Below are 18,639 nucleotides of genomic sequence, written 5' to 3' on the forward strand. Positions count from 1 at the left end.
ACAAAAAGCGTCTTCACTCATCAATTGGTTATTTATCGCCAGTTGAATTTGAAGATAGGTTGGGAAATGAGTTATATATTGAAAATGTGTCTTAATTTAGTGTCCACTTTTAGGGGTGCACTCCCTAGATTCTTTCCCATTCAGAAAATACAAAATATTTGAAGGAAAAGTTAAAATGATATCCCCAAAAGCAGAAACCTCTCAAGGAAGATATTTCTTCAAAATAAAGATTCATCTTAAAGAACCCTGGATTGATACAGGAGAAAAGATAAACACAAGAATTTACCTAAAACCAGGATTAACTGGAAAGGCAAAGATAACAATAAATAAAAACATAAAACTTATAAAACTTCTATGGGATAGATTTTTATACAAAGGAAGCTAAATATGGGCCTTAAACCATCAAGATATAATTTCTTTTTTGATTCAGAAGATGGAAACAAATTGGCATTCAATGCATACACTACAGCTCTCGCATTGATGAGCAAAGAAGAACTCGAGATAGCTCAAGAAATCTTAAAAGCCCCAGACAATTTCAGATTCAATTCAAAAAAGAAAAGAGAGTTGAGAGATAATCTGAAGAAAGGTGGATTTTTAATTGAAGAGGAGGATGATGAGTTTGAAGCTTTAAAAGTCAGAAATAGAACAGATCGTTTTTCAACCTCAAATTTTGGACTCACGATTGTTCCAACCCTTAACTGCAATTTCAATTGCTTTTATTGCTATGAAGAGAAAAAGAAGATTGATATGAGAGAGGAAGTGGAAAAAGCCCTTGTTAAATTTGTGAGACAGAAGACCAAGAATGTTAGATCCTTTGGAGTTTCATGGTATGGAGGAGAACCTACATTGAGAATCGACCAAATAATAAGACTCACAAAGAAATTCAAAAGAATCTGCAGAGAAAATGGATGCTCTTATTCTGCCAGCATAGTTTCAAATGGATATTTACTTGATAGGGAGATGGCAAAAACTCTAAAAAGATTCTCCCTAAATTCAGTTCAGATAACAATAGATGGCTCTAAGGATATTCATGACAAAAGACGCCATCTCAGAAATGGAAAAGGGACATTTGATAAAATAATTGAAAATATAAGAAATATCCAGGATATTTTAAAAGTAAGCATCAGAGTCAATGTAGATAAAGATAATAAGGATAGAATATTTGAGCTTTTTGATTTCATCCAGGAGAGCGGGCTTAAGGACAAAATCTCGATAAACATAGGTCAAGTGAAAGGATATACAGATACATGTATAGGAATTCAAGGGAATTGTTTTTCAGACTCTGATTTTGCAGAATTTAAGGTTTTCTTCCTAAAGAAAATAATGGAAAAAGGTTTTTCGCCTCAAGAATATCCAAAAGTGAGAACAGGGGCTTCTTGCACAGCAGACAGACTGAATAGTTTTGTTATTACTCCTGATGGAAATATCTTCAAATGCTGGACAGAGGTTGCCTTTTCAGAGGAGAACTCAATTGGAAACATATTAAAAGAACCTAACCCAAACCAGAAAAGAAACTGGAGGAAATGGCTTCTATGGGATCCATATGAAAACCCTGAGTGTATTGAATGCAACATATTGCCAATATGCAATGGTGGTTGTCCTTATATGGGATATAAAATGAAAGAAGAAGGAAAAGGAAATCAGCAATGTGTCTTTTGGAAATACAACCTTGAAAAGATAGTTAAATTAACTTATTTAAATTTTCAATCTCAATTAAAGCAGAAAAGAGGAGAAAAACCAAAGGAATTTTTTAATCAAAAATCTTATTACTCTAAAAAAGAAAATCAAAGAAAGGAGGTAACAAAATGCAATTTATAATTGAACCAATAAAAAGAAAAACAAAAGTAAAATTGCAATGTCCAGAAGAGTGCATCGACGTATGTATTGATGTTTGTTATTGTTTTGACCCGGCTTGCGGTGGGAAAGAAATATGTCAAGATGGTTTAAATTGCCCTACTTGGTGTGGCCCAGGTCATTGCTTCTTATGTCCTTTCCTTTGCCTCAAATTTAATCCTTAATAAAGGGCCTTCATATGTAGTCATAGGGAGTGTTTATTATATCTTTACTTTGGCGCAAAATTAAAAAATGAATGAAAGCGCTGAAACCCCTCTTTAATTATAATATTTTTTGATGCAACTTCTTATCAACTCTTTGGAACTTGATATATTTTAATTTTTAGAATAATATTAATTAAAGAAAAAGAAGTATGAGTTTTAGTGACTGATATTTCCAAGATGCTTCATAGCGAAGTTATTCGATGGACAGAAAAGCGCCTAAAAAATAATTATTTAAAAAAGCAAGAGGACGAATAAAATAAAAGTGGTGCAAATAATTATATTACTGTTTCTTTTTTTGATTGATAATTTTTCATTATTTGGAATTGAGATAAAAGACATTATTAAAAATGCTGACCTATTCTTAGATATTTCAGAATATGAAAATGCTATTGAGTATTATAAAAAAGCTCTTGTTTTTAGGCCAAAAATAATAGATATACGCAAAAACATAGCTTATGCCTATTTTCAGCTAGATGAAAAAGAAAAAGCTATAAAGTCTCTCGAAGAAGAATTAACCTTATTTCCAGAAAATGGAGATGCATATGATCTTTTAGTTTATATATTGTTCAAACAAAATAGAATTGAAGAAACTTATGATTTATTTGAAAATTACAGGATTTCTTTAAAATCAAAAATAAAGAGCCATAATTTAGGCTTAGGAGATTTTGCCCTTGGGATATATTTTAAAGATACCAAAAACTATAGTGAAGCAAAAAGATATCTAAAGAGAGCTATGGAAAGGGGATATGATAAGACTAAATGTTACATAAAATTGATAGAAATAGAGTTAATTCATGATAATTTCGAATCTATCAGAAATGTAATCAATGAAGCATTCAATTTATGCGGTAACCAACCTGAAATTTTTTTTATGGAAGGTATCCATTACTTTGAAAAATCAAAAATCAACCTTTCTTTTCTTCAAAAAGCTGTAGAAAAATTTGAAAATGCAATTTCTCTTAATCCTTACTTTGAGGAAGTATTGTTTAATTTAGCTGCTATATATTACAATTTTAAGGATTTTAATAAGGCATCAGAGTACTTTGAAAGAATTTTGAATATCTCTCCAGAGAACTCGGAAGCTCGATTTTTCTTAAAATGTAGTCTTTACAAATCAAAAAAATCCACCATTGAGCCTGATATCTCTTTGGAAGAATGTCCAGAAAAAATAGATTTAAAGAAAACCCTTCGGGAAAATATTGAATATAAGTATCAATTTAAGAATGACAGATCTTTTATCTTGCAGAACATTAATTCCTTAGCTCTATCTTATATAAGAAATGGAAATTTAAATAAGGCTATCGAAAAACTCCTTCATGGAATTAAAGTTTGGGAGGAATCGCCTGTGATTAATTACAATCTTGGTATGATTTATTTTCTCCTTGATAGTCTGAAAGAGGCTGAGAGATATGCTATTAGAGCCACTAAGTCGTTCTTTAAGTCTGGGAAAAAAGTAAAATTTTATTTTGGGATAGGCCCTCCTCCGAAAGAACGACCAGGAAAAATCTTCTCTACCGAATTTATGCCAATCGAAAAATGGAGCTTTGAGTTAGCCTTAGAAAGGGGAAATCATTTCTTAGAAGCCTATGATCTCCTTGGAAATATATACTTTAAAGCAAAAGAATTTGATAAATCTATCAAGGCGTTTAAAAAGGTTATTGAAATAAATAGCAATGACGCTCTTGGTTATTACAACTTGGGATGCGCATATTTTGCCCTAAGAGAATTCTCTGAGGCAGAGGAAAATTGGAAAAAGGCAATTAAGTATGACAAACGAAAAAAGGAAAAGGGAGAGGAACCTAAAGAAGCTGTATCAGGAGAGGTTAGAAGGATATCTGTGATAGTTTTAAAAAGAACGGTTTCCTTTCATTCATACAAATCATTAGGTTCTCTTTACGCAGAGAGAGGAGAGATAAAAAAAGCCATCGAGAGTTACAGAAAAGCAATCGATATATTTCCAACAGATGCTGATTGTTACTATGAATTAGGTAAATTATATCTTAAAGAAGGAGATAAACAGAATGCCATTAAATATTTAAAAAAATACTTAGAGTATGGCACAGAAAGAGAGAAAGAGGTAAAAGAATTGCTGGAGAAACTACAAAAGAGAAACTATTAAATATGAATTATGAATAGGAATTCCAATCTCTTCCGATTCATAAAATATTTCAAACCCTACACATCAAGAATAATTGAATCAGCCATATTGATGTTCTCCACATCTCTTCTTGAACTCCCTCTTCCTTTAATTACCATGTTTATAATAGATGATGTTATTGTTGAGAGAAACTATGGGCTACTGAATCTCCTATGTTTTGCTCTTTTTGGTATCCTTCTTCTAAGGCTTGTCTCAGGCTTTGCTCAGGGTTATCTTCTTGAGTATTTCAGGCAGAGAGTTTCAGCAGATTTGAGGATGAACCTTTTCAATCACATATTGAAACTTCCTCTTTCTTTTTACAAAGAAACCCAGAGTGGGTATATGATGTCAAGGGTATTAAATGATATATCAGCTACCCATGGTCTTTTTGCTGATACAATACTTAACATCTTAAGAAGCTCTCTGACATTATTATTTGGAACAGCAATCATATTCATAATAAACTGGAGATTGGCCTTCCTTTCCATTGTATTTCTTCCTCTTTTTATATTCTCAATTTTGTTTTTCTCCAAAAGAATAAGGTCAATGAGTAAAGAAACTCAGGAAAGATTCGCAAAGGTATCCCTTGTCCTTTCTGAATCCCTTCAAGCATCTGAGGTTGTAAAATCCTTTGGAAGGGAAAAAGGAGAATCTTTAAAGTTTTTCTCAAAAGTAAATCAATTCATAAAACAGAGTGTAGAGACATTCCTTTTAGGAAGAACTGCAGGAACTTTTACATCCTTTATAGGAGGAGTTGCTCCATTACTTATTCTCTTCTATGGAGGAAAAGAGATAATGGATGGAAATTTAACGATAGGAGGTTTTGTTGCATTCAATTCCTTTTTGGGATACCTCTATGGACCTGTCCAGAATCTAATCGGAGCTAATCTTTCGATTCAGGGAGCCTTAGGAGCAGTAGATAGAATATTTGAAATACTGAATAAAGAAAAAGAGGATTTTGATAAAGGTAAAATTCTCAATCATTTCAAAGGAGAGATTTCAATCAAGAAACTGAGTTTTTCCTATGATGGGAAAAATAAAATATTGGATAATATCTCCTTGGATATATATCCAGGAGAAAAAATTGGTATAGCTGGAGAATCAGGCTCTGGAAAAACAACTTTAGTAAATTTACTTTTGAGACTCTATGAAATAAAAGAAGGTGAGATTCTTATAGATGGAATTAATACAAAAGATATTTCCTTAAAAAGCTTAAGAGAAAACATAGGAATTGTCCATCAGGAGACATTTCTCTTTACAGGAAAAATCTCTGAGAATATAAGATATGGAAGGCAGGATACAAAGGAAAAAGAGATAGAAGAGGTGGCAAAGATTGCAAATCTCCACAACTTCATCATCACTCTTCCTCATGGTTATGAAACTGAGGTAGGAGAAAGAGGGATGAAACTTTCAGGAGGAGAGCGTCAGAGGATTGCCATAGCGAGGATGATTCTAAAAAACCCCTCGATTATAATACTTGATGAAGCAACCTCCCATCTGGACTATAAAAATGAAAAAGAGATTTTTGATACTCTATTCACTCTATTCAGAGGAAAAACATTCATCATAATAACTCATAGAATTTTTTCCCTTGAGATTGCTGATAGAATTGTAATAATAGACAAAGGAAGAATAGTTAACATCGGAAATTCAGAAATGATATTGAATGAATATCAAATAGCTTCAAAAGTAAAAGAAGAGAAGATTCTCATTCATTAATTTTATTCCCATCCTGATCCTACTTTTCTTTTTCTCCCTCATATTTTACGCTACCACTTTACAAACCCCAAGCTTGACAGAAATCGCCATGTTTTGTTAATATTTTTTGTAATGGTTCTTAACGATAGATACAAACAAATACTAAAAATGGTGATAGATGATTATTTATCCAGTGGTCAGCCCGTGGGCTCAAGAACAATAGCAAGAAAATTAGGCTTTGGATTGAGTCCAGCAACCATAAGAAATATTATGGCTGATTTAGAAGATTGGGGATACTTAACCCATCCTTACACTTCTGCGGGTAGAGTTCCAACTGACAAAGGACTGAGGTTTTATGTTGACACTTTTTTAACTCCCAGATTTCTAAGCGAAGAAGAAAAGGAGAAAATTGAATCAAATATCTCAAACTATAAAGGTTCTATAGATTCAGTTCTGAACACAACTTCTAAAGTCTTGTCAGATCTCTCAGAGAGTATGGGAATAGTAATATCTCCTTCATTTGAAAAAATAATTTTTAAAAATATCCATTTTGAAAAGCTTTCATTTGGAAATATTCTTATGATCCTCGTAACGCCCTCTAATGTTCTCGTTACTCGAATTTTTAAAGAGAAAGAGTATCTAACTCAAGATGTGTTGAACAGACTCTCTGATTATCTTGAGAAGAATTTTGCTGGGAAAAACCTTGAAATTGCAATGGAATATCTGCTAAAAGAAATTCCCACGCAAGAGCTTCTTTATAACAAAATGCTGAAGAAATTATCCACATTTTTAAAAAATAATATATCAGAAGGAAAGGAAAAGTATGAAGTATACCTTGAAGGAAGAGAGAATCTTATTGGAAAACCAGATTTAATAGATTTGGATGCACTTAAAAATCTTATAAGAACTATTGAAGAAAAAACTAAATTTGTTAGGTTTTTAGAATCCATAGTGGATTTTCATGGAGTTCAGGTATTTTTCGGTTCAGATGTTAATTTCTTATCTTTTTTTCCTTTTACCCTTGTTGTTTCAAAATATGAACTTGGAAATGAGAATTTCGGATCGCTGGGCATACTGGGCTCTCGAATAATGCCTTACAACAGGATAATTCCGTTGGTAGATTTTACAGCTAAATCTTTATCATCAATTCTAAGTTAGTGTCGTGTCACTTAAATATCTTTCGATATCCTTTTGTGCCACGACACTTTCCCTATGGCGGCAAGCCCCTCTTAGATGCTTCGCTGAGCACCCCCCAGACATGGGGAAGTTCCTTCCCCATACCCCTTCAGTGCTCTTTATGAGAAATTGTTTGTTTGTAAAGATATTTATGGAACAGCACACTAGTTATTATCAATTGTTGATTACAATTAATTTTAAAATCCCAAAGGAGGAAAAATGAAAAAAAGTTCAAATGGAAAAGAGAAAAAAACAGAAACTGAAATGAAAGACATGGCGGAAAAAGAAGAATTAAAATCTGAGGAAGAATCTAAAGAAGAAAAATTAAGTCCTGAAGCTAAGATAAAAATATTGGAAGAGGAAATAGAAAAAATAAAGAAAGAAAAAGATGATGTTTATGATAAATACTTAAGAAAGTTGGCTGAATTCGATAATTATAGAAAAAGAATCGAAAAAGAAAAAAGTGAATTCCAGGAGTTTCTTTTAGGAGAATTTATAAAAGAGTTAATTCCTTTCTTTGATAATTTTGAAATTGCTTTAAAAAATAAAGAGTTCGAAGAAAAAGAAGGATTTAGAAAAGGAGTTGAATTGATATTTAAATCATTGAAAGATACTTTTTTCAAGATGGGATTGGTTGAAATAAATGATGTAGGAAAAGAATTTGACCCATTTATTCATGAGGCAATTTCAAAAGAAGAATCAACTGAAGTTAAAATTCCGGTTGTGGAGGATGTTTTTCATAAAGGTTATTCATTCAGAAACAGACTCTTGAGACCCTGCATTGTTAAAGTTAAAATACCTAAAGAAGAAAAGGCTTTAAACATAAATTTACAGGAGGAAGAAGAAAAAATAAATTAAAGCGGTGCTTACTAAAGAGGTTAATGTTCTATGACAAAAAAAGATTATTATGAGATCCTCAATGTATCAAGGAATTCGACTCAGGAAGAAATTAAAAAGGCTTACCGTAATATGGCTTTAAAATACCATCCTGATAGAAACCCAAGTAATAAAGAGGCTGAAGAAAAATTTAAAGAAGCTGCTGAAGCATATTCAGTTCTGGGCGATCCTGAAAAGAGAAAGATATACGATACGTATGGTCATAGTGGGTTTAAAGGAGAAGTTTTTAGAGATTTTGATTTCTTTTCCTCTTCTTTATTCAGGGAATTCGAAGATATCTTGGGGGATTTTTTTGGTTTTGACTTTTTCAGTCCTGGTAAAAAGAGACGAGGGGGATATCCAAGAAAAGGGGATGATATCTGGGCTGAAATAGAAATCACTCTTGAAGAGGCATTCAATGGGATTGACAGAGAGCTTGAAATATTAAGTGAAGAATTGTGTGAAGAGTGTGGAGGAAGCGGGGCCCAGAAGGGCACGGGAAGAATATCCTGCCCCTCTTGTGGAGGAACTGGAAATATAAGATTTCAGCAGGGATTTTTTTCTATTTCAAGGACATGCAGTCATTGCGGAGGAACCGGAGAGATAATAAAAAGTCCCTGCAGAGAATGTGAGGGAATAGGAAAAAGTAAAAAGAAGAAAAAAATAAAAATAAAAATACCTGCAGGTGTGGATTCAGGAGCGAGATTAAGAATTCAGGGTGAAGGAGAAATTGGAGAAAGAGGAGGAGGACGGGGAGATTTATATATAGTAGTAAAGGTAAAAGAGCATCGGTTTTTTAAAAGAGATGGAGATAATTTATACTGTGAGATCCCAATTTCATTCTCCCAGGCAGCCCTTGGAACTGAAATAAGAATTCACACCCTTGATGGAATTGAAAGACTTAAGATACCAGAGGGAACACAAACAGGAACTGAATTTAGAATAAAAGGAAAGGGAATTAAAAGATTGGGAGGATATGGAAGGGGGGATTTATTCATTTTAATAAAAGTTGTTACACCTAAAAGTCTTTCCAAGGAAGAGAAAAAACTGTATGAAGAAATTTCTCGTTTGAGATATGAAAAAACAGAATTTGACTACAAATAAGTAATTGTAAATCAAAAATAATATTGTGACAGCCCAGAGATTTTATATAGGCGAGAAGGAAATAAGGGGAAATAAAATAATTTTAGATGGAAATGAATACTATCATGTATTTAAGGTGTTGAGAAAAAACATAGGTGATAGAGTTTTTCTTTTTGATGGAAAAGGTGTTGAATTTAAAGCAGAAGTTTTCTCAATAAAAAGGGATGGTGCTGAACTTTTGATTTTAGAAAGGAAAGTTATGAAGAGAGAATATCCTTTCTTGACCCTTGCTCAGGCTCTCAACAGGTGGGAAAAGGTTGACTGGATAGTTGAAAAAAGCTCTGAGATGGGAATTGATAGAATAATTCCTGTCATTACAAAGAGGTCAAGGAGGTTTTTGAACGATGATTTTGAGAGAAAAAAAATCGAAAGGTGGAAGAAAATATCGTTAGAAGCGACAAAACAATCTGGTGGTTCATTTCTTCCGGAAGTCAGCCCACCGGTTCGGCTTGAAGAACTTGTTAAGATGGATTTTGAAAAGAAGTATTATTTTTCAGAAAAATCAGGAATTCTTTTAAGGGATGTAATAAATAAAAAACCAAAGGATTGTATTTTTTTGATAGGACCTGAAGGAGGATTTGATGAGGAAGAGGATCTACTTTTGAAACAATCTAATTTCTTTCCGATTTCGTTAGGGAAAAGAATCTGGAAAGCTGAGACTGCTTCAATAGGTTCTTTAGCAATATTTTTACATTTCTGGAAAACTTAGTGTCATGTCACTTAAATGTCTTTTGTTGTTCAGTGTGCTTTATGGTATGCTTATTGATTGGGAAGATATTTAAAGGACAGCACACTAAATGTTCTTAAAAGGTCAGAAAATAGGGAAGTATATAATTTTGGAGGCTCTTGGCTCTGGTGGCTTTGGGTCAGTATATTTAGCTGAAGATACATGGATATCAAAAAAGGTTGCTTTAAAAATTCCCCATAAACAGAACTCTGATTTAATAAATCTATTGAAGGAACCAAGACTTCAAGCAGCTTTAAATCATCCAAATATAGTCCAGATTTTAACCGCTGATAAAATTGATGGGGTTTTTGTGATTGTGATGGAGTATATAAGAGGAGAAACTCTGGAGGCTGTGTTAAATAAAGAAGGGAAATTAAGAGTTTCAAAGGCATTAGAATATACAATACAGATATGCAATGGAGTTGACCATGCTCACGAGAAGAATGTGATACACAGAGATCTCAGGCCTTCTAACATCTTAATAGGTGAAGATGGAGGTATAAAAATTGCTGATTTTGGAACATCCGCCTGGATTGAAGGCATTCCATATGCAACTACAAAGATTGGCTCTCCACCCTACATGGCTCCAGAACAATTTAGTGGGAAATCATCCTATGCTTCTGATATTTATTCTATCGGATGTATATTCTATGAAATGCTCGCAGGAAGACCACCCATAGTAGATCCAAATCCATTTGAGATAGAGAAAAGAGCATTGCAAGGAGAAGCGATTCCTCTTTCAAGGGTGAATCCTTCTGTTCCTAAGGAAGTATCTTCAATCTGTATGAAGGCTCTCAGGCCAAAAAAAGAAGAGAGATATCAGAGAGCATCAGAAATTTCAAGAGATATTGAGTTGTATCTGGGCAAAAATCCCTACGAGTCAGAAATCTCTGATATTAAAAGTAGAATAAAAGCAAGAGAAAATAGGAAGGAGAAGGTTTGCTGGAACTGTAAAAAGATAATTTTTTCCCAGATAGAAGTTTGCCCATACTGTGGGGAAAAACAAGTAAAATCATAATTTTTAAATCTTCTGCAATAATTTAGAAGATTGAAAAATTTATATAAAGTTAAAAAATTATTTACTGATTAAAATTAATTTTTTTCTATGATGTAGAATATAGAGAAAGTCTCCTACTTCCTTTTATTAAAATTGAATTTTTATTTATTGAGTATGCAGTGCTTTAAAAAAGATACATTTTTTATTTCTTTAGCTCGAAGACAACTGTTACAATAAAAATAACAGGTCTTGGTATTCCATTTATGATCATTGGTTCATACTGCCATTGTCTAACAGCATCAATAGCGGCCTGATCCAATAATGGAATAGACCTTAAAACTTTTACTGTCTGAACTCGGCCGTATATATCAGTCATGGCCTCTAAAATAACTACTCCTTCGACTCTTGCCTTAAGCGCAAGGGAGGGATATTCAGGCTCAACTCTTTTAATTAGCTTTGGAGGTTGAATGTCGCCTATTGCTCTTACAGGAGCTTCAATATTTTCTCCAACAGCTCCTTTAATTGTTTCTCCCAAGATTCCTCCAATAACTCCTCCAAAAACTCCCATTTCTACTTCACCTTCGACACCAATTTTACTCAAATCTTCTTCAGCTATAGTTTCAGGAATTTCCATTGGAGCAATGAGTTTTCCTGGTTCAGCAGGCTTAGTTTCTGCTATTTTTTCTTGTGGTACCTCGCGCATCTTCTTCGGTGGAGGTGGTGGAGGTGGTGGTATAGGTGCTAAAAATGCTGTTGTGATAGAAAATTTTGGTAAATTTTCAGTCATTAAAAGAGGTATAACTATTGCAGGGAGGAAAACTGCTACATGAATTAATATAGAAAAAAGAAAAGTTAACCATCTTTTTGTTCTTTTTTTTGCTTTTTTGGATACAATCATCCACTCCTCAAACATTTTACGTGTCCTTTTTTATTTTTTAGTTATTCTCCTTTCATCTCATTTTAATTAAATTTTTCTAAATATCAATTTTTTTTCTTTTTATTTTTTCTCTTTTTTGCTCTTTACCTCCATTGAAATCATTCTTTTATTATTTAAATTTAATAAGTTTGTTATTTTTTCATAGTTGGTTTTAGAAAGATTGAAGGAATTTGCTGTTCACGGAGTTTTTGATTGAAGGCAGCAAGGTCAGTGTCGATAACTTCTTTTAGCTTCGATAGCTGGGCATTTAGCTTAGAAGAAAGGTCATCGAAGACTTCATATGATTGTTTTGTTGGTTTTGTGTCAGCACTTGCTACTACACCAGCAAGAGATGCGAGTTTGGCGTTTAGCTGGATCGGGTAATTGAGGGCATCCTGACTGCTTTCAATTTTAACCTGGATAATTTCTTCTTCAATGGCTGAAAGCTTTTTAATTATTACATTTGCAGACTCGACTAATGTTTTTTCGCTTGCGCTTTCTTTCAGTCGTTTTATAAGGTCATTTAGTTGTTTTCGTATATCGCGAATCTGATTTACAGCTTCATGGGCTTCAGAGACTTTATCTCTGATTTTTATTAATAGATCAAATTGTTCTTGAAACTCTTGGGCTGTTGTTTTAATTCTTGGGTCTTGTTTAACTTCAAAAGATTGAGTAATTGAATTTTCACCAACTTTTAGACGTACTTGATATGTACCTGGTACAGCAACAGCTCCCCGTGTTGTTCCAGCCCAGAGAAGGGCACCTGGTACAGTTACAGCATCAGGGTATCGAAGATCCCATACAAAACGGTTCATTCCTTGGTCAGCTGGCACTTTTTGAGTTCCTACCTCCCCAAAGAAGATTCTTATCTCTTCAGGAATTGTTGGTTGTTCATCCTTTGGCATACTGGTAAAGGTTTTAACTAAATTCCCCTTTGCGTCTAATATTTCCAGTTTTACCTCCTGCTCTGGTTTATCCTTGAAATAGTAGTAAATAATTGTACCATTTGGAGGATTCTTTCCAATGTTAGCCCTTGGAAACATAAAGTCTCTGCCACGCATCCTATATGTATCTCGAGGTTTGAAAAGATACATTTTAGATTTGGCAATTTCATCAGAGAGTTGATAAAGAGGTGTTAGATCATCTAAAATCCAGAAAGAACGTCCATGAGTGGCAACAACCAAATCTTTTTCCCGAGGATGAACCATCAAGTCATGAATAGGTACAATTGGGAGGTTAAGCTGTAATGATTGCCAGTTTTCTCCATCGTCGAAGGAAACATAAACACTTGTTTCAGTTCCTGCGTAGAGCAATCCTTTGTGGTTTGGATCTTCACGAACCACTCGAGTGAAATCATTTTCCGGAATTCCATTGGTAATTTTTTTCCATGTTTTTCCATAGTCGTAGGTTTTGTATATGTATGGCTTAAAATCATCGTGCTTATAACGTGTTGCTACCACATAGGCAGTGGCAGGGTCATGCGGAGATGCATCAATGATGCTTATGAGTGTCCACTCAGGTAGTTCCTTAGGAGTCACATTTTCCCAGTTTTTTCCTCCATCTTTTGTCACATGGATAAGTCCGTCATCTGAGCCAGCCCAAATAACTCCTTTTTTGTCAGGTGATTCGGCAAGGGCGAATATGACACAATAATATTCAACGCTTGTGTTATCTTTAGTAATAGGACCACCAGAGGGGCCCTGCTTATTTTTGTCGTTACGAGTCAAGTCTGGGCTGATAATTTCCCAGCTCATTCCCTCATCTGTACTTTTAAACAGATGATTTCCTCCTATATACAGGATGTTTGAATCATGAGGTGAGACAAAAATAGGGGCAGTCCATTGAAAACGGTATTTCAAATCCCTGGCACCAGAACCCATTGGATTGTCAGGCCAAACAGATATGTTCTGAATCTCTTTTGTGTGATGGTTGTATTTTGTTATAAGTCCACCGTAGCTTCCTGCGTAAACAATGTTTGGGTCATCAGAACGGACAGCAATGTATCCACTTTCTCCCCCTCCAACAGGGTACCAATCGGGCCGATCTATTCCAAGTCCAGTGGTCCGACTTGCGATGCCAACAGTGGTATTATCTTGTTGTGCTCCGTAAACATGGTATGGGAACTGATTATCTACTATAACATGGTAGAATTGAGCCGTGGGTTGGTCTTGATCAGTCCAGCTAAGGCCGCCGTTGTAACTCACATTAGCTCCTCCGTCATTGGCATTGATCATGCGAAGAGGGTTATTTTGGTCTATCCAAAGGTCGTGATTGTCTCCATGGGGAACTGAGATTGTCGTTGGGAAAGTTTTTCCACCGTCAATTGACTTATAGAAACCAGTATTAAGCACATAGATAGTTTCGGGATCTTTTGGGTCTGCATAGATGTGGGTATAATACCACGCCCGTTGACGAAGTTTTCTTTCTCTGTTCATCAGGCGCCAGGTCTTCCCACCGTCATCAGAGCGAAAAACACCACCATCTTCTGCCTCGATAATTGCCCAGATACGATCTGGCTTTGCTGGAGATACTGCAATTCCTATTTTTCCTATAATCCCTTTTGGTAAGCCTGGGTTCTTTGTTAGTTCAACCCATGTATCTCCTCCATCTGTTGTCTTATGTAACCCACTGCCAGGGCCACCACTATTTAAACTCCATGGATTACGGTAGACTTCCCAAAGAGCAGCATATAGAATTCTCGAGTTAGCCGGATCTATTACAAGGTCGACTGCTCCTGTTTTATTGTCCTTGTAAAGAATCTTCTCCCAGGTTTTCCCACCATCTTTAGAGCGGAAAACGCCTCTTTCTGTGTTAGGTCCGAAAATATGCCCCATAGCTGCAACATAAACAATGTCAGGGTTTTTAGGATGAACTACTATTTTCCCTATATGGCGTGAATCAGTAAGACCAATGTTTTTCCAAGTCTTTCCTCCATCAGTGGATTTATACACACCATCACCATGGGATACATTTCCTCTTGGACATCTTTCACCCATACCAGCATAAACTACATTTGGGTCAGACTCGGCAACAGCAATTGCACCAACAGAGCCAGTTTTGAAAAACCCATCAGATACATTAACCCAAGTAATACCTCCATCTTCGGTTTTCCAAACCCCACCTCCAGTTCCACCAAAATAGTATGTGTATGGTAGATCAGGATGACCTGCTACTGCCGTAGAGCGCCCACCACGAAAAGGACCAATATTTCGCCATTCCATCGCTTTGTAAAGATTTAGGTCATACTTTGGCTTTATCTCCTTTGAAACGGGCTGAGCAGTGAGATTTGAAATAAAACAAAGTGTTAAAGCGAAGACGATTAAAATTGAATAAAATCGGAATGAAGTTTTTCTTAAGGTAATTATATAAAGGCTTGAAGTCTGATTAATCATTAAACGTTTCATTTGCCTTTCTACCTCCTAAAATAAAATTTAAATTTTTTAAATAAATTCTTCACTAAGTTTAGTCTATTAGTTTTTAAAAAATCCTTTTTTAATGGATTTAATTTTTTAAAAAGGGGAATAGAGGAAATTCTCCCTCTATGTCCCCTTTAATCTCTTCTGATTAGAATTTGTAGGTGAATCCAATACGGGCAATTCTGGGGGGAAGAATTTCTAAAATTCTTGGGAAGCCCACCCGAGTAATCGAATCAACACTGGTAATAGTGTTGGAATTTAGGAGATTAAAAACATCTAATCGAACTTCTAATGAATGTTTTTTGTAAATTGGAAAGTCTCTACCTATTCTTAAGTTAATTAGGTTGACGCTTGGAGTGAATTTTGAGCCATAAGGTTCAGCCCAGACTGTAACAAGACCCTGGTTAAAGCCAGTAAATTGGACTCTTCTTCCATATCTCATTCCACGCTGGTAAGTGTATGTCCCGCTTAGGCCAATTTTAAATGGTAGCTCAACTGATCCTACAAGCTTACCTGTCCAATACCAAAAATCTGCACTGTTGTGAATTGCAGAATTTGGATCTACAGCAACTCCCCGATCAACAGTTGGAAGTCTTAACTCTTTTTTATGAGTTGCTACAAAAGAACCCATAAGCATCCATCCTCGATGGGGACGCTTCATGAGGTAAATTTCGATATTATCAGCTTTCTCTTTAAACCCTGGAACATTGGTAAGAAGGTTATCTGATTTTCCTTTATAGGCTGGGTTCAAGTTATAAAGAGTTAGTGTTCGGTCATCTGCTGTTCCTTTTATTCCATCTTCTCCTGGATCAGTTACAGTTACAGGAATGTTAAAAGCATTATATGGCCATGCGGCATTGATTGTCTGATCAAAATTTTTACTTTCTTTCACAAGATATCCTACTCGAAGACCTATATAGGGAATTATTTCCCGCTCAAGTATGATTCCATATTCATCTGTGTAAGGATGCTTTAATTTGGGGTCAACACGCTGAAAGCGACCACCCAGCACAGTTATAAGGCTTACTTCCTCGCCAGGGTCATAGTAACCATTTCCGTTGCGGTCAACCCATGTGTAACGCTTTCGCTCAAGGGCATTTGGATTAGCTGCTTCAGAGGGACCTATGCTCGGATTATGGTAGTAACGACCAAACAATGCTTTCAAAGCTGTCTTTCCATCACCGGTTAAGTCATATGAGGCTCCGATGCGGGGCGCTATGTCACTCCAATTGATAACATTGCGAATCTCCCTAAACTTTCGTTCTGGAGCAAATCGACCAGCAGGTGAAAATTGTTCTGGTATATAATTTTCGTAAGCATCCCATCTCAATCCCAGATTGAGGACGAGTCTTTTAGTTAATGCCCAGTTGTCCTGAATGAATGTAGAATAGGTCCAGAGACGGTCATCAGTCCTAACAGGAGTGTTATATAGCTCCACATAAAGGGCTTTTCCATATTTCAGATAATGATAAACATGTCCTGGAAATCCAACGATTCTTCTTTTGCCTTGCTCATTGAGCACTTCAACTCCGAAACGAAAATCGTGCTTTCCTTTGATAAGCTTTTCAGTATAATAGTTTCCTACAATGTTTAATTGATAACGACGTCGTGCCAAAAACCAGTTTGCTGCAAGTGTAGCACCATACCATGCTGGCTGGGAGCCAAAATACATTCCTGTTCCAACATCATACCCAGCAGGTTTATCTGTGTGGGGTGCCATAGGCCAGTTATAGCCAAATTTTCCAGCAATCACCTCAAGGAATGCATTTTCACTAAAAATTCTTGTATAATGAAGCTTGGATGCCTGGGTTGGTGAGTTCTGCTCTGAAGTGCTTTCAGGTGGAACAAAACGACTCCCGCCTCTTTCAGGGAAGTGCTTGTTACCCCACATCATGAACAAATCCAATTTATTATTTTTGTTTATCTGCCAGGTTAATTTGCCAGTAATATTATCAAGGTTAGTAAAATCATCTCCCTGTTTACCATCCGGATGAAAATAACCTACCACATATTTTGCTGCTGCCTGACGACGCAAAGATGTGAAGAACCATAGTTTATCTTTTACAATGCGTCCGCCAAGATTTCCACTATACTCATAATAGGTTCTCATTCGTGTTCCAACCGTTACTCCCTTTTTACGTAGTTCATCATCGATGTTGGTTTTTTTAGCAAAGTTTTCATCTTCATAATCAAAATATGCTTGACCGTGAAATTCATTTCCTCCAGATTTAACGATCATCTGGTATGTAAGACCTGGAACCTTTCTTTCTGCATCAGCAGCGAATGTGGTAAGCTGGACTTCTTCGATCCCGGCAAAGTCAAAGTAGAATCCTGACCCACTTGTTCCCTCTGTGGTATCCACACCATCAATTAGAGGGCGGTTCTGGGCAGATTGTCCATAAGTTTCATAACCTGTTTGGGTACCAGTTGTATTTCCACCCACATCAAACCTCGAGGTGATGATTCCTGGTGAATATTGTAGGTTAACCCAGATATCCCGAGAAGTGGGTAGATTCTTTAAGAATTCACTCGTTAAACTTACTGACACCTTGGAGCTCTCGAGATCTACCATTGGTGATTCTCCTTTTACGACCACTCTTTCCTCCAGGGGAGACATCTCCATGGTAATTCTCAATGATGTAGTAACTCCTACTCGAACCTGAATTCCCTCTCGAACCAGTATTTTAAAACCTGGAAGCTTATATTCGATGCGATATTCTCCTGGTGGTAATGCAGGAAAGTAATACATACCCTCCACATTTGTTATTGTTACTAATTTGGGTTGCATGAGAGAAGGACTTGATATAGCAACTTCAACTCCTGGAAGAGGCTTGCTATTGATATCAATAACTCTGCCATCTAACTTTCCAGTCTGACGAGTCTGTCCAAAAGATGCAATAAATGAAAAGGTTAGAAATGTTAATAGAATAATTAGTTTTTTCTTTTTTTTCATTGTACCTCCTTTTTACATATAAGGCTGTTCAATAACTCGCAAACCCTTAAAAACAAAGGATTTACGAATTGTTTGAAATTTTGTTTACCGCAATTACCCTTAATAGGGTCTCTTAAAATTTTCATTGTCATTCCTTGCTTTTTAAAGCTTCCAATTTTTGGCAACATCAAAAATGACATCTAAACCCCTATTTCTTATTGAACAGCCTCACCTATTATTATTTTTGTTTGATAAAAAATGAATCATCCGTTTTCATTTCTTTTAATTCTCACCCCCTATGACATAAGATATTTTATATTTTTAGAATCTTTATTATATTTGGTTCTTTCTTTAAGATGAAAATTAAATCCCTTTTCATTAAATTTTTTTAATTATAAATTATTATAAAATTTAATAATTTTTTTGTCAAGCAACTGAATGTATATTCCGATCCAAAGTGGCCATCGATTCCGATTCAAACCGGCCACTGATTCTGATTGAAAGTGGCCACCCATTCCGATTTATTCCGGCCACTTTTTCGATGAAATCAGAATTTGAAAAAGT

The 18,639-nt window shown here is 35.4% G+C and carries 12 protein-coding genes; 9 read left to right on the plus strand and 3 right to left on the minus strand.

What is annotated here, in order from left to right; translation table 11 throughout:
• The first annotated feature begins 175 nt into the window (after positions 1 to 175).
• From AB1410_00720 to AB1410_00760, 9 genes are all read left to right on the plus strand, one after another.
• Positions 176 to 385 carry a hypothetical protein gene (locus tag AB1410_00720; protein ID MEW6455222.1) on the plus strand — a complete coding sequence of 70 codons (210 nt, stop codon included), beginning with the start codon at positions 176 to 178 and terminating at the stop codon, positions 383 to 385.
• 2 nt (positions 386 to 387) lie between these two features.
• Positions 388 to 1,818 (plus strand): radical SAM protein, encoded by a 1,431-nt coding sequence (locus AB1410_00725; GenBank protein MEW6455223.1) that lies wholly within the window; start codon positions 388 to 390, stop codon positions 1,816 to 1,818.
• A gap of 501 nt (positions 1,819 to 2,319) precedes the next feature.
• A complete protein-coding gene (locus AB1410_00730) occupies positions 2,320 to 4,176 on the plus strand; it encodes a tetratricopeptide repeat protein (protein MEW6455224.1) in 1,857 nt (618 codons plus the stop codon).
• A gap of 9 nt (positions 4,177 to 4,185) precedes the next feature.
• Positions 4,186 to 5,913, plus strand: coding sequence for an ABC transporter ATP-binding protein (locus tag AB1410_00735; protein MEW6455225.1), 1,728 nt, complete (start codon positions 4,186 to 4,188; stop codon positions 5,911 to 5,913).
• A 93-nt stretch (positions 5,914 to 6,006) separates the two neighbouring features.
• The gene (gene hrcA / locus AB1410_00740; protein MEW6455226.1) at positions 6,007 to 7,050 is read left to right on the plus strand and encodes a heat-inducible transcriptional repressor HrcA; all 1,044 of its coding nucleotides are present in this window, start codon (positions 6,007 to 6,009) and stop codon (positions 7,048 to 7,050) included.
• 237 nt (positions 7,051 to 7,287) lie between these two features.
• Positions 7,288 to 7,926 (plus strand): nucleotide exchange factor GrpE, encoded by a 639-nt coding sequence (locus AB1410_00745; GenBank protein MEW6455227.1) that lies wholly within the window; start codon positions 7,288 to 7,290, stop codon positions 7,924 to 7,926.
• 30 nt (positions 7,927 to 7,956) lie between these two features.
• On the plus strand, positions 7,957 to 9,048 hold the full coding sequence (dnaJ, locus tag AB1410_00750) for a molecular chaperone DnaJ (GenBank protein ID MEW6455228.1): 1,092 nt from the start codon (positions 7,957 to 7,959) through the stop codon (positions 9,046 to 9,048).
• A gap of 25 nt (positions 9,049 to 9,073) precedes the next feature.
• Complete coding sequence (locus AB1410_00755) at positions 9,074 to 9,796, plus strand: RsmE family RNA methyltransferase (GenBank protein ID MEW6455229.1); 723 nt, start codon at positions 9,074 to 9,076, stop codon at positions 9,794 to 9,796.
• Positions 9,797 to 9,884: 88 nt separating this feature from the next.
• On the plus strand, positions 9,885 to 10,832 hold the full coding sequence (locus AB1410_00760) for a protein kinase (protein ID MEW6455230.1): 948 nt from the start codon (positions 9,885 to 9,887) through the stop codon (positions 10,830 to 10,832).
• Positions 10,833 to 11,013: 181 nt separating this feature from the next.
• On the opposite strand, the gene AB1410_00765 is transcribed toward AB1410_00760, so the two are convergent.
• The 3 genes from AB1410_00765 to AB1410_00775 form a co-directional block, all read right to left on the minus strand.
• Positions 11,014 to 11,709: a TonB family protein gene (locus tag AB1410_00765; protein MEW6455231.1), complete on the minus strand. Its 696-nt coding sequence runs from the start codon at positions 11,707 to 11,709 to the stop codon at positions 11,014 to 11,016.
• A 170-nt stretch (positions 11,710 to 11,879) separates the two neighbouring features.
• Positions 11,880 to 15,131: a glycosyl hydrolase gene (locus AB1410_00770; GenBank protein MEW6455232.1), complete on the minus strand. Its 3,252-nt coding sequence runs from the start codon at positions 15,129 to 15,131 to the stop codon at positions 11,880 to 11,882.
• Positions 15,132 to 15,291: 160 nt separating this feature from the next.
• On the minus strand, positions 15,292 to 18,096 hold the full coding sequence (locus AB1410_00775) for a TonB-dependent receptor (GenBank protein MEW6455233.1): 2,805 nt from the start codon (positions 18,094 to 18,096) through the stop codon (positions 15,292 to 15,294).
• Positions 18,097 to 18,639: the final 543 nt, after the last annotated feature.

It is taken from the genome of Acidobacteriota bacterium (assembly GCA_040756905.1).
Taxonomy (GTDB): Bacteria; Acidobacteriota; Aminicenantia; order JBFLYD01; family JBFLYD01; genus JBFLYD01.